Genomic DNA, 12,386 nt, shown 5'->3' with positions numbered 1-12,386 from the left:
GCTCCATTTTCTCAAAAATTGGAGCCTCCACCAAATCCGGGGCGGTTCACTTACACCATTTCGCCGTGCCATAGCGCGCTTTTCGCTGTCCGAAACAGCGAAATACGCGAAGCTCACGTTAGGCCTCTGGATTGGCTTCGCAATCCCTTCCTATTTCGGCTATCCCGATGCCGCCGTCTCCCTTGCAGGCTCGGCCATGCTGACGTTGGCACTCGGCAGTTCGATTTCCGCTGCGCGCAGCTATTTCTATAAACGCGTTGTGTCGAACGTCGTGGCCATGCCGCTGGGCACGCTGCTGATCTGGTTCACCGCGCCACATCTGTGGCTCGGCGCATTCCTGTTGCCTCTGGTCATTTTCGCTATCGTCCGCATCAAGCCGTCGTTGTTCCAGATGACCAGCGTCACTGTGCCAATGACGCTCGTTCTCTATACCGGCGAGCACATGCCGCTGCTCGAACAGCGCCTCATTGGTGTGGTGCTGGGCATGCTTCTCGGCTTCATCATCCAGCAGGTAGCCTGTCCGCCAGATCATGGCTACTGGGCCAACAGCCTCGTCAACGACGGAAACCAGCAAGCGACGGAGGTCATGTCACTGCTAGCCAGCGGGGCGTTGGACAAGCGGGAAATCAGGCCGCTGACCGCAAAACTGCGAGCATCGAGCACCAATCTCAAGCAGGCGAATACCCTGTTGAAGGCAGATCTTGAGCAGGCGTGGGTGTCTCCGCACCTTAACCGGAACCGTGTTCGCCTTCCCCTGTTCGGGTGCTATCACGAGGTCTTTGATTCTCTGGTCAACTTTCTGGAAACAATGGATACGTTTCATGACCAGTTCGTCGCGCTCGATGCGCGATGGAGGGCAGCCTTTCTTGCCGGGCTGGGCAGGCTTGTTTCAGCGCACCTGGAACTGGCTAAAGTAGCAGACCTGAGAGTGGAACACCCGGGCCTGGAGAAGGCTCCGCTCGAGATGGAGGACTTGCGGCAACTCATAGAAGCCTTACCGGCCTCCGGCGTTTTTACGAGCGTGTATCTTGGGCATCTCACGGGATACGGCATCCTGCTTTGCAGGCTCAGCGAATTGCATTGCGAAGGATGATCCGTAAGCGTGTGGTCCGGCTTGTAATTACCCACATCCGAGCCGCGAAACCTGGTAACCGGGCATACATCGGGACCAGCGTGTGGGAGAGATGTCCGGGAAACGACAGCCAGATGACCGGGCGTGGTTCGAGCGGACGTCGAAGGAAGTAAATCCAAGGACTCGAGGTTGCGCAAGCGTTTCGCACTGCTGCTATAGCGGTTGTGGTGCGGCATGGGCCAACCCACTCCGTTTGCATGTCAGGACTGGGCGTCGACGAAAGCAGCGTATCGATTTTTTGCTAATGATCGTGTCAGCGAACAGGACATCCTGAGCGGTCATTTTCAGGTGAGCGCGGCCCGTTTTTTTGCTACAGACGGCCCTATGCTATTGCTGCAGGATACGACGACATTCTCATATTAACGTGAGCGGCCTGAACTCATCGGCTACACGGGCACTAGCATGACACGCCGTGACCGAAATGGTCAGACGCGAGCAATTACGCAATGCGGCATCCCGATGTACTCTTCAGCGAGTCCGCAAACCTTACAGTATTCAAGCGGCTACATGCCGAGGGAGGTCGGATACACCGCAAAATCCAACCCGGACTGGTTCACGACCCGGTCGTCTATCGATCGCTCCGGGATCAGATTGCCTGGCTAGCGGGCGAGCCCGCACCGAACGATTGCAAGCTGCCCGTACCTCTCCGGGCCGAATCCCAGGCATTGAAAAAAACACGTGCCAAGTCGCGGTCAGCCCAAAGCTCCAATCTTCTTAAATAGGATGTTGGACACGCCCATTCGATAGATCCAGACTACGCGCATAATGGAGACGCCTTTGCCAAAGGCGTCTCTTCTTATAGACACAGCACTCAACGCCCCAAGAACTTCGCCTCCCGACGTTCCTTAAATGATCGGATTCCTTCTTTAAAGTCCTCAGTGGCGAACACTGTCTCCTGCATGGCGGGAATGGCGGCGATTGCCTTCTCCTCGCCGTCACGGGCGTAGATCAACGCCGCTTCTTTGGTTGTACGCAAGCCGATTGGTGCACATTTGCAGATGAGTCGCGCGATCTCGATCGCCCGCTCGCGATGTTGTCCATACGGCAATACTTCTTGCACAAAGCCAATCCGTAGAGCCTCCTGCGCCCCGAATTCGTCACACAGAAACAAGTGGTACATCGCATTACCCCAACCGGCACGCTCCACATAACGGAAGTGCGCACCACCAAGCGGCGCGATACCCCGCTTAGACTCGAGTTGACAGAACTTTGCCGTGTCAGCCGCAATCACAATGTCGCTCGCGAGCATCATTTCGATGCCGATCGTGTAGGTGATGCCGTGCACGACGGACACTACCGGCTTCTTGCATCGACGCGCCAACCCGAACGGGTCTACTTGGTCCGGGGGGATCGGCTTCGCCGTGGCTTCTGGCCCAAAGAATTTGGGCATATCTAAACCCGCGGTGGTATGTTCCCCCACCGGATCGAGTACAGCAACCCACAAGTCGTCGTCGTCATCAAACGTCGTAAGATGTTTTGAAAGCTGGTCGAGCAACTCAGGGGTGATGGCGTTTTTCTTTGCTGCGTTGTCCAGCGAAATCAAGCACACGTGATCGTCGATGGTCATCCTGACTTCCGGTGTTTTTTGCTCCGTGCTCATAGTGCTTTTCCTTTGACTTGGTTCCGATACCTGATTGGGCGCTGTAACCTTAAACAGCGGTATAGCCGCCGTCGACGGCGAGAATCTGTCCTGTAATATGCTTTCCAGCGTCGCTAGCGAACAGCAACGCTGCGCCCTGTAGGTCGGTGTCGTCGCCGATACGCTTCAAGGGAACGCCAGCCGTCAGCGAGTCGACCCCGAGCTCCGCGATCGTCCCGTTTGTCATCTTGGACGGAAAAAACCCCGGCGCCAGTGCATTGACGGTAATTCCAAACTGCCCCCACTCGCCAGCCAGCGCCCGCGTGAAGTTCACCACGGCGCCCTTGCTTGTGTTATACGCAATCGTCGGGGGCGAACCCGGCTGATTGCCGCGAAGGCCGGCGATTGAGGCGACATCAATAATCCGCCCATATCGGCATGGGATCATCGAGTGCTTGCCGATGTACTGGGAAAGCAGAAAAACAGCGCGCACGTTGAGGTTCATAAGCTTGTCCCACGCCTCCAGCGGATGCTCACTAGCGGGCGAACCCCATGTGGCGCCGGCATTATTGACGAGAATGTCAACCTTGCCAAACTTTGCTATCGCTTCGGCCCCAAGCCGATGAATGTCACTGTCGATAGTACTATCCGCGGTGACGCATTCAGCATCTATACCAAGTCGCTGCAGGTGGTCCTGCGCATCGCGCAGTTCGTCAGCCTTCCGCGCCGAAAGCACCAAGTTCGCTCCGTACTCGCCGAGCGCCTCGGCAATCTGGAGACCCAGCCCGCGCGACCCGCCGGTGATGAGTGCAGTCTTGTTGGTGAGATCAAAAAAATGACTAATCCTACCCATGGGGAGAACTCCTGTTTGCTGAACCGAAGGTCCTTAAGCGGTCGACCCGATTGAACCCGGTCGTTTCGTTGTCGACCATTACTCCGACGTCGATTGTCGGTAACGTGCGCAGTAAAGAGCCAGGTAAACATAGCTGGGTGCCGCAGAAAGCGCTCGCAAATTTTCCGCTTCTCAACGTCGATGCGACGCTCTGCTTTCCGCGACGCACTAGGGCGTGATAGTCAGCCCTCACCTATTCCGTCACGTTCCGGCCGGTACACCTAACTCGGGGCTAGTAGTCGGCAAGGATTGCGAGGCCGTGTCCTACAATGACAAAAATGCCGACTTACCTCGAACATCAACCGAATTGCTCGCGCATCCGTTTCTTATTCATCTTGCCGACGCTTGTTTTTTCGAGTGCATTGACAAACTTCACAACCTGCGGCACCGCATACTTAGAAATCTGCCCCTTTTCACTGAACATAAGCACATGCTGTCTGATATGGTCCTCCGTAACTGGCGACTGAGCATCCGGCTTTATAACCACAAGCGCCACAGGCCGTTCTCCCCAACGTTCATCCTTCATGCCGATCACCGCTACTTCAGCAACACCCGGGTGTCGCGAGATTATGCTTTCGATCTCCAATGACGAAACCCACTCGCCGCCGGACTTGATCACGTCCTTGATTCGGTCAGTGATCTGCACGTTGCCTGTAGCATCGACGTTGGCTATGTCCTGGGTATGCAGATAACCGCCCTCCCAGAGCCGCGCGGAGGCTATCGGATCTTTAAGATAGCCCTCCGTAAGCCAAGGCGCGCGCACCACAATCTCGCCGTAGCCCTTGCCGTCGTGCGCGACGTTCTCCATGCTTTCATTTACGAGGCGCAGATCAACGAGCGGGACCGGAAAACCGGTTTTACAGCGCAGGCGAACCTGTTCATCGATATCAAGCGACTCACTGCCAGGTCGCAACTGTGAAAGCGTGAGCAAGGGGCAGGTCTCCGACATGCCATAACCGGTAAAGACGTCAATGCCTCGGTCGAGCGCGGCGCGTGCCAGACCGTGCGGTAGTGCTGCCCCACCAATAACAATCTTCCACTTGCTCAGGTCAACGTTCTTTGCCTCGGGACAGACCAGTAGCATATGCAGGACAGTGCTGACGCAATGCGAGAACGTAACGCCTTCGTCGCGGACCAGCTTCAACACACGGTCCGGGACGTATCGACCGGGATATACCTGCTTGACGCCAAGCGCCGTAGCGACGTAGGGAACACCCCATGCGTGAACATGGAACATGGGCGTGAGTGGCATGTAAACGTCACCCCGATGGAACCGCTGCCCGGACTGCGGGCTAGACAACGCAGCCATCAGAGTGATCGTGTGCAGGACAAGTTGACGATGCGAGAACCACACTCCCTTGGGCAGACCGGTAGTTCCCGTCGTGTAGAAGGTGGTGGCCCGCGTGTTTTCGTCGAAGTCTGGAAAATCGCAAGTCGGCGCACTAACTGCAAGCATGCTTTCGTATTCGCATGAAAACGGGACAGCATGCCCGCCTGCGTTACTACCTTCGTCGCTAATTAAAACGAATTTGCATACTGTTTCAAGCTTGTCCTTAATTGCTTCGACCACAGGTAGGAAGTCCGTGTGGACGAGCAGGATTTCCGCCCCCGCGTGGTTGATGGTATAGGCTATCTCGTCCTGCGATAGCCGCACATTGACCGTCTGCAGCACTGCACCCATCATCGGAACTGCGAAGTAGCACTCGAGATACCGGTGGCTGTCCCAGTCCATCACTGCGATCGTACTTCCATTCCGCATGCCAAGGTGACAAAGCCCGTTCGCGAGCCGGCAAATACGTTCTCGCAGCATCGCATAGGTGAACCGCTGCTCGCCTCGGTAGACGATCTCCTGACTTGCGGCTTGGGAGAGCGGCGCGTGTAACAAGTTCTTTATCAACAACGGATAACTATAAGCCGATGGCGTTGAGTGCCTCAAATCGTCAAGCATCTACGTCTCCTTCTCTGATAATTACTTGCACAGCTATCGGACACAGGTCGTCAGCGCCCCCCGCGTAATCGTGCTTCCGTGAGACACACGCGCCACGCTCTATATGTATTGCGATTATGCTATGGGCACTTGGGATCGAAAACTGTCAAGAACTTTGCAATCTTCGGGTTAGTCCCAACCTCAAAGCTGACGATGCCGGTGGCCTGACTCGCGGAACAATACGTGAGGGTGTTAGCGCGCATACGGTGACGCGGCATTGAAGGCGGGAGCAAGCTGTAATTTCATGAAATTCAGCCGCCCCCTGCATTTACATAAATGCTTGTGCTGCGCAGCAGGTCGGCAAGAGGGGCTGCGACTGGGGCGAAGGTAGGGATGTACTTTCAGGCTCGGTTTGTCAACGACGGGTAGGCACTATCCGTTGACCTATTTAGCTAACGATGTGGATAGGCGGAATGCCAATCTTTGCAATGCCAACTGCTCACTGGCGGTGCCGGCGACCGCGTTAGATGTATTCCTGAAACGTTAGAAGAAGTTCCTCCGACAAGATATTGATGCGTCCATAACTCAGTGCGATTGCGCCCTTTGCCGACATTGCCTTCAGTTCCAATGCCAAGGTCGGACGAGTAATTCCTAACATCATTGCCAGCGTCTCCTGCGATACGGATATTGTGCGTCGCATCTCGGCCGCCATGGTTATGTCACCGTAAGCAAGAAGCAAAAGTCTCCGGGAAATCCTTGCACGCGTGGAATGAAGCGTTACGTCTTCGACCATCCGATACAGCCAGTTCATATGTTTTAACTGAAGGTCCGCAATCGCCGCACGGACGCTATCATTTTTCATCAACGTTTCGAATGTGTGCGCATTAACAGCGAAAATGGATGAGCTCTCCAAGGCGACGACGTCGCGCATTCGCGGCACCCGTTGCGCCATCGATGTCTGTCCGAACCAGTTGCCGGCCTCAATGACCGCGAGAATCGCTTCCTTGCCGTCCGCTCGCAATGTGGAAACCTTGAAGCGCCCACGATTAAGTCCGTAAAAACCGCTTGGTACGTCTCCCTGCCGAAACAAGTAATCCCCCGGCTGCAGTGTGAGCGATTCGCTGCAGTTGAGCAGAGCATGTTGCTCGGCGGGAAGCAAGGAGCCGAACCAAGTGTTGGCGCGCATTTCTGGCGAGGTATCCGTGATCGAAGACATTTCACACTCGTGGAACTGGGGACGTGACAAACATCATGCCATCAAATTTACAGGATGCAACCTCAGGTTTTACAGTCAAGCACGTTCCTTGTCGCATGTCTGATGGACGGACTGCAGAAGCGTTGGGCGTTGGGCGTTGGGCGTTGGGCGTCCAGCTTAACTAACTGAGAGCTGGAAAAAACGAACGCTGGTGGATTTGACCCGCGAAGACCCGTTACCGAAGTTGACGAAGAGCTGCCATGGTCGCGGTACGGATTGCGCTGCATTCTTCAGATCTCGATGCACCGCACTTTGACTCACCGGGAGTGTCCATTTCAGGTGAGATTTTTTGTGCAGGTTGGCTGCCATATGATTTGGTGGACATCAAAGTAGCCAAACTCAAAGACGATTGATGCACGGCATGAGTGTCACGCCTACGATGATCCGCAATTCAACGGACGAATGCGGCGTGACTCAACCGGGACGACGCTGAGAACGACACCGACTTAGCCCTATGCTTGTCGATCGCGGTCACGCACGATGGGGGGCGCCTATTCGCCAATGCGATCACATTTCAGGCGAGGTGACGTAGCGATTAACGAGCTTTAGAAGCTCCTGACATTCATAGCGCTTTGCGAGGGCGAATATCTGATTGGCAAACGGTCGATATCCCGGGTCAAGAGCCGCGATTTGCTCAGTCCATTGAGCGACGTCACGCATGTTGCCGATCTGCACCAGACGACATAAGACTGTCATACGCTCTGGTGAAGGAAAACGCATCGGCTCGCGTGCCATCTCGTCGAGGAGCGGAGAAGGAGCCGGCGCATAGATCCATTGCAACGCGAGCAGGCCGGCGATCGCGCTAAGAAGCAAGTCCAGAACGATCGGCTTTGCGAGGAACGCATTCGCCCCCCCCCGCGAGGCTGACGATCGAATCGTCGCGCGACGCGCTTGCTGAAACGACGATAACCGGTGTGCCTTCGAGAGTCCGCATGCAGCGTAACCGCCTGATCGTCTCCAAGCCATCCATGTCGGGCATCACCAAATCAACCAGGACGAGGTCGGGTACTTGGGCGGATGCCTTTTCTAATGCATCCGCACCGTCCTTCGCCTCGGTCACCACGAAGCCCAGCGGGGTAAGCATGTCGACGAGCACGGCGCGATTGTCAAGTACGTCGTCCACCACCATGACTTTCTTGCGTTCGTCCTTGTAGCCCGTGATGATCCATGAGGGATTTACGGTAGCAAGAGGCGCAGCCGATACGGTGGTTTCGAGTTTGAACCAGAAGCAACTGCCCTGCCCGACCTGACTGTGCACGTGTATCTCAGCGCCCATCAATCGCACGATGTCACGGCAAATAGCTAAGCCCAAGCCCGTGCCAGCGGCCGGCACACGTCCGTTCTGCCCTCGCGCAAACGCGGCGAAGATAGTATCCAATTCGAGCGACTCGACGCCGATCCCGGTATCCTCAACCTCAAAGCAGAGCGTTCCCGGTGGCGTAAAGGTCACGCTGAAGCGTACATAGCCTGTCTTCGTAAACTTTATGGCGTTATCCAACAAATTCAGCAGGACCTGGCGCAGTCTTTTCTCATCCGCGCGGATAGCAGACGGGAGGTTCGGCGCGCACACGAACTCGAAATCAAGGTTCTTTTCAGCGGCCCTCACACTCACTATCTCGGCAATGGAAGACAGGAAAGCCGCCACCGCAACGTCCCTTGGATCCAAATCAAGCTTTCTGGCTTCGATCTTGGCGAAGTCCAAAAGATCATTGATCAGCGAGAGCAGGTGCTCGCCACTGCGCGAGATGACTTTTAGCCCGCTAACCTGGCGCTCAGTCAGCTTATCGTCGTGCAATAGTATTTGCGTGTAACCTAGTATGGCGTTCAGCGGAGTACGCAGATCGTGGCTGATGTTTGCGAGGAACTGATCCTTCGAGCGGTTCGCGGCGTCGGCTGCCTGTCGGGCTTCGCGCTCGGCCTGGGTACGCTCTTCGACTCGCTGTTCAAGACTGTGCCGCGCTTCGCGTAATCCCTCACGTGCTCCGTCCAAGCCACGCGCCGCTCTCGCGATTTCTTGCTGAAGTCTGTTAAAGCTACTGGCCATGTCGCCCACTTCGTCCCGCGAACGCACAACAACGGGCGTGAAGTCCAGCTTGACCCGGGCCTCCTCGAGGTCAGAGGCCGCCAAGGCGAGCATTGCACGCGAAAAATCGGCCAACGTGCCACCCGCAAGATGGTCCGCGGCTTCGGAGACCTCAATCGCCGCATACGAAATCACGCCCGGTAGAATAAGTCCGACCGCGATTGTCAGCAACGCCACGACGGTAAAGATGATGGCGAGTATCGCCAAAAGTGCTTTGTCGTTGGCCGAGACATGGTAAACAGCATTCAGATAGCCTACCGCGTCCAGCGCGAGAACGAGTAGCATCGCGCTGGCAAGTTTGAGATGGAGTGTCCATGAAATTGCCCGCAGGCCCCTCTTGCGCCGGTCGGTAATTTTGCGCCAAAGGTAAAACACAGCGCCTAAATAGGAGCCTGTCGGATTTTCGGGATAGGCGGTCATCCGGCGGGCGGGTTGAGCGTTAATGAATCAACAAGTTCGCTGAGAGAGTCCTTTGATGAGTCGCTTCGTGCCAGTTGATCGTCAGACCGGTTATCTGTTGCCACCGTCGGTGGAGGACTGGTTGCCGGAAGACCATCTGGCGCGGTTCGTGGTGGAAGTCATCGCGCAGCTGGATCTCTCGGATCTGAGCATGGCGTATGCGGGACGAGGCAAGGCAGCGCATCACCCCGAGGTGCTGCTAGGTTTGCTGGTGTACGGGTATGCCACCGGGATGTTCTCGAGCCGCAAGATTGAGCGGGCAACCTATGACTCGGTGGCGTTCCGCTACATTGCGGCAAATACGCACCCGGACCATGACACGCTGGCCACCTTTCGCAAGCGGTTCGCGAGCCAGATAGAGAAGCTGTTCGTGCAGGTGCTGCTGGTCGCGAAGGAGATGAAGCTGGTCAACCTGGGCCGGATTGCGCTGGACGGCACCAAGGTCAAGGCAAACGCGAGCAGGCACCGCGCGCTGTCGCACGGGCACATCGGCCGGATCGAGACGCAATTGCGTGAAGAAGTGCAGCAGTTGATGGAGATGGCCGGGAACGCCGATCGGGAAAGTCTGCCCGATGGCATGGATATACCGGCGGAGATCGCACGCCGCGAAGCGCGGCTGAAGGCGTTGGCCGAAGCGAAGGCGAAGATCGAGGCGCGGGCGCAGGAACGCTTCGAGCAGGAGCAGGAGCAGGAGCAGGAGCAGGAGCAGGAGCAGCAGGAGTATGAAGCGAAGGTGGCGCGTCGCGAGGCGCAGCGCAAAGACGGCAGGAAGCCCCGTGGCAAGGAGCCGAAGCCGCCGCAAGGCGGTGCCAGGGAGCGCGACCAGATCAACCTGACCGACGAAGAGTCGCGCATCATGCCGGTGTCCAGCGGCGGCTTCGAGCAGAGCTACAACGCGCAGGCGGCGGTGGATGTCGAGAGCATGCTGATCGTGGGCACGACGGTGACCCAGCAGTGTAACGACAAACGCCAGATCGCACCGATGGTCGACGTGCTGGGGGCGCTGCCCGGGCAATTGGGCCAGCCTGATGTGTTGCTGGCCGATGCGGGTTACTTCAGTGAGGCCAACGTCACTACCTGCGAGGCAGCGGAACTCACCCCGCTGATCGCGATCCGGCGCGACGCTCATCATCGGCCTTTGATGGAACGCTTTGCCGCCGATCCGGCGCCGCCTGAAAGCACCGATCCGCTCATCAGGATGACACACCGACTCAAGACGAAGGCCGGGCGCGCACTGTACGGCTTGCGCAAGAACACCGTCGAACCGGTGTTCGGCATCATCAAGCACGTGATGGGATTCCGGCAGTTCTCACTGCGCGGGCTGTCCAGCGTCACAGCGGAATGGTCGCTGGTCGCGCTCGCATGGAACATCAAGCGGATGAACGTATGGCGAGCCGTGTAGGGCGATAAGCGGGCTTTTTGCCCGCCCCCCATCGCCGAGATTGCCTTCCCGATCTACGCTCAAATACCTTTTGTAGCGCTTTACGACCGAGGTGAGTCCGCAAACCCGCGCAAACCCACTCATCACCTGGTGCCCGCACTCACCCCTCATCTCAAATCCGACGCACTCCTAGGCAAATGAAATGCCAAGCATGACGGAAGGCAATCCGAATTGCTGAAGGCCGAACACTACCGCCAGCCCCCAGCCGAAAGCAGCCACGATCCCGAGGTTGATCGCTACCCGCGGTGCCCTGTACGGACGGGTCATATCCGGAGCTGTTCGGCGCAGCAGCCAAACCGCAACGCTGGTGAGTGCGATGCAAAGGACGTACGGTAGGCTCACCGCGGCGATCAACCAAATCGGATACCCTCCGACGACGATCACGCAACCGGTAGCCGACGTCAGGATGATAGCGACCCACGGTGCACCGCCGCGTGCCCGCTTGGCGAACACCGCTGGAAGCAGTCCGTCGTCGGCCAATTGCGACAGTATGCGCGTCGGTCCGGCGAACGGAACTATCGTCGCGACTAACCCGATGAATAACATGAACAAGGTCGCCGCGGTCTTTGCGACGCCCCCCAACAATGGCGCGAATGTCGGACCCAAAGCAATAGAAAGGTCTTCCTTCAACGCTGCCGGCCCTAGCGTGTCCACCCAGATGATCGGCAGAACTAGGCAGTACAATACCCCGAAACATGCGCCGGCCCAGAGCGCACGGGAGACATTCGTGATGGGCGCCTTTGTGACCCCCACCAGGCCTAGAGCGACTTCAAATGCCGGCGCAACCGTCCCTACCAGGTACAAGCCAGCCAAAGTGCTAACGAAAGCGCCGAACGGACCAGGAAATGGCACCGTTAGCCGAAAGTCGACTGTCCGATGCCATTCAACGGCACCTGACAGCGGACCGACGGCCGACAGCATCGCTAGCACGGTAGCCACGCCTGCGCTCACTACGCAAAGGCATACTAACCATCTAAGGCCGCATAGGCTGACAACCGTGCATATCAAAATAATGCCGAGCGCCAGAGTTGTCGCCGAAACAAGCGGCAACAGCAAGTCGTGAAGGAGACCGCCCGAGAGAACAGCCCCAAGTCCCACAACCGGCGCCCATCCGAACCAATAGCCAATACCCACGAGGCTACTCAGGATTGGGCTATATGGTCGAAATGCTTCCGAACATGCTGCTGCGATGCCTCCAACCCGGTTCGGATACATCAGAACCAGTTCTAGCCATCCCGGCGCGGCGGCGCAGCTGAGTATCACGCCGAGGCCCAACACAAGCACCGCTGCTGTTCCCTGGCCGCGAATAGCGCCGTCTCCGACGAACATTGCCGCCAGGAAAAACAGTACCGAATTCGCGCCTCCTGTCGCAATTGCGGTCAAACCCAGCCATCCAACCTCCCGACGATGCGACGTCGATGTTGGGTCGACATTCTCAGCGGCAACGGTGGAGTTCATTTTGCTATCCGAGAACGCGAGTTTGGCGGCAAGGAGCACATCGCCTCGTTTCCGCGATGGTTGGTGCATCCACTCGGATCAACACACCGCGGATGCCTTTACATTGCCGAGAACGGTAAATGCATGATCAATTGTAGCCCCGGGTCGTTGTCGCTCTGCT

At 57.1% G+C, this 12,386-nt stretch carries 11 protein-coding genes; 4 read left to right on the top strand and 7 right to left on the bottom strand.

What is annotated here, in order from left to right; all coding sequences use genetic code 11:
• Positions 1–34: 34 nt before the first annotated feature.
• A complete protein-coding gene (locus AYM40_RS07180) occupies positions 35–1,093 on the top strand; it encodes an aromatic acid exporter family protein (RefSeq protein WP_063495612.1) in 1,059 nt (352 codons plus the stop codon).
• Positions 1,094–1,306: 213 nt separating this feature from the next.
• Entirely contained in the window at positions 1,307–1,495 is a 189-nt protein-coding gene (locus AYM40_RS43625) for a transposase DNA-binding-containing protein (protein ID WP_082854991.1), read from the top strand.
• A gap of 448 nt (positions 1,496–1,943) precedes the next feature.
• Here AYM40_RS43625 and AYM40_RS07175 read toward each other — a convergent pair whose 3' ends face one another.
• The 4 genes from AYM40_RS07175 to AYM40_RS07160 all read right to left on the bottom strand — a co-directional run bounded on the left by AYM40_RS07175 (position 1,944) and on the right by AYM40_RS07160 (position 6,746).
• Positions 1,944–2,732: a crotonase/enoyl-CoA hydratase family protein gene (locus tag AYM40_RS07175; protein ID WP_063495611.1), complete on the bottom strand. Its 789-nt coding sequence runs from the start codon at positions 2,730–2,732 to the stop codon at positions 1,944–1,946.
• 49 nt (positions 2,733–2,781) lie between these two features.
• Positions 2,782–3,564 (bottom strand): SDR family oxidoreductase, encoded by a 783-nt coding sequence (locus tag AYM40_RS07170; protein WP_063495610.1) that lies wholly within the window; start codon positions 3,562–3,564, stop codon positions 2,782–2,784.
• A gap of 337 nt (positions 3,565–3,901) precedes the next feature.
• Positions 3,902–5,551: a fatty acid--CoA ligase gene (locus AYM40_RS07165; protein ID WP_063495609.1), complete on the bottom strand. Its 1,650-nt coding sequence runs from the start codon at positions 5,549–5,551 to the stop codon at positions 3,902–3,904.
• Between the two features lie 502 nt (positions 5,552–6,053).
• The gene (locus tag AYM40_RS07160; protein ID WP_236720914.1) at positions 6,054–6,746 is read right to left on the bottom strand and encodes a Crp/Fnr family transcriptional regulator; all 693 of its coding nucleotides are present in this window, start codon (positions 6,744–6,746) and stop codon (positions 6,054–6,056) included.
• A gap of 239 nt (positions 6,747–6,985) precedes the next feature.
• Here AYM40_RS07160 and AYM40_RS41305 point away from each other — a divergent pair, with 239 nt between their 5' ends.
• Positions 6,986–7,138 (top strand): hypothetical protein, encoded by a 153-nt coding sequence (locus tag AYM40_RS41305; RefSeq protein WP_158515254.1) that lies wholly within the window; start codon positions 6,986–6,988, stop codon positions 7,136–7,138.
• Positions 7,139–7,292: 154 nt separating this feature from the next.
• On the opposite strand, the gene AYM40_RS07155 is transcribed toward AYM40_RS41305, so the two are convergent.
• Positions 7,293–7,598: a hypothetical protein gene (locus AYM40_RS07155; protein WP_063495608.1), complete on the bottom strand. Its 306-nt coding sequence runs from the start codon at positions 7,596–7,598 to the stop codon at positions 7,293–7,295.
• Entirely contained in the window at positions 7,588–9,288 is a 1,701-nt protein-coding gene (locus AYM40_RS07150) for an ATP-binding protein (protein WP_063495607.1), read from the bottom strand. The genes AYM40_RS07155 and AYM40_RS07150 overlap by 11 nt, the downstream gene beginning before the upstream one ends.
• Positions 9,289–9,343: 55 nt before the next feature.
• Between AYM40_RS07150 and AYM40_RS07145 the strand changes: the two genes are divergently transcribed.
• Positions 9,344–10,729, top strand: coding sequence for an IS1182 family transposase (locus AYM40_RS07145; RefSeq protein ID WP_063495606.1), 1,386 nt, complete (start codon positions 9,344–9,346; stop codon positions 10,727–10,729).
• Positions 10,730–10,897: 168 nt separating this feature from the next.
• On the opposite strand, the gene AYM40_RS07140 is transcribed toward AYM40_RS07145, so the two are convergent.
• On the bottom strand, positions 10,898–12,226 hold the full coding sequence (locus AYM40_RS07140; protein ID WP_158515253.1) for an APC family permease: 1,329 nt from the start codon (positions 12,224–12,226) through the stop codon (positions 10,898–10,900).
• Positions 12,227–12,386: the final 160 nt, after the last annotated feature.

It is taken from the genome of Paraburkholderia phytofirmans OLGA172, from assembly GCF_001634365.1.
GTDB lineage: Bacteria > Pseudomonadota > Gammaproteobacteria > Burkholderiales > Burkholderiaceae > Paraburkholderia.
The sequence above is the reverse complement of the archived record's forward strand: the minus strand, read 5'-3'. Positions and strand labels throughout refer to the sequence as shown.

What these genes read in the sequence shown, in the direction of transcription:
- AYM40_RS43625 (WP_082854991.1), top strand. Translation starts at nt 1,307, where the DNA reads ATGGGCCAACCCACTCCGTTTGCATGTCAGGACTGGGCGTCGACGAAA.
- AYM40_RS07175 (WP_063495611.1), bottom strand. Translation starts at nt 2,732, where the DNA reads ATGAGCACGGAGCAAAAAACACCGGAAGTCAGGATGACCATCGACGAT.
- AYM40_RS07170 (WP_063495610.1), bottom strand. Translation starts at nt 3,564, where the DNA reads ATGGGTAGGATTAGTCATTTTTTTGATCTCACCAACAAGACTGCACTC.
- AYM40_RS07165 (WP_063495609.1), bottom strand. Translation starts at nt 5,551, where the DNA reads ATGCTTGACGATTTGAGGCACTCAACGCCATCGGCTTATAGTTATCCG.
- AYM40_RS07160 (WP_236720914.1), bottom strand. Translation starts at nt 6,746, where the DNA reads ATGTCTTCGATCACGGATACCTCGCCAGAAATGCGCGCCAACACTTGG.
- AYM40_RS41305 (WP_158515254.1), top strand. Translation starts at nt 6,986, where the DNA reads ATGGTCGCGGTACGGATTGCGCTGCATTCTTCAGATCTCGATGCACCG.
- AYM40_RS07150 (WP_063495607.1), bottom strand. Translation starts at nt 9,288, where the DNA reads ATGACCGCCTATCCCGAAAATCCGACAGGCTCCTATTTAGGCGCTGTG.
- AYM40_RS07145 (WP_063495606.1), top strand. Translation starts at nt 9,344, where the DNA reads ATGAGTCGCTTCGTGCCAGTTGATCGTCAGACCGGTTATCTGTTGCCA.
- AYM40_RS07140 (WP_158515253.1), bottom strand. Translation starts at nt 12,226, where the DNA reads ATGAACTCCACCGTTGCCGCTGAGAATGTCGACCCAACATCGACGTCG.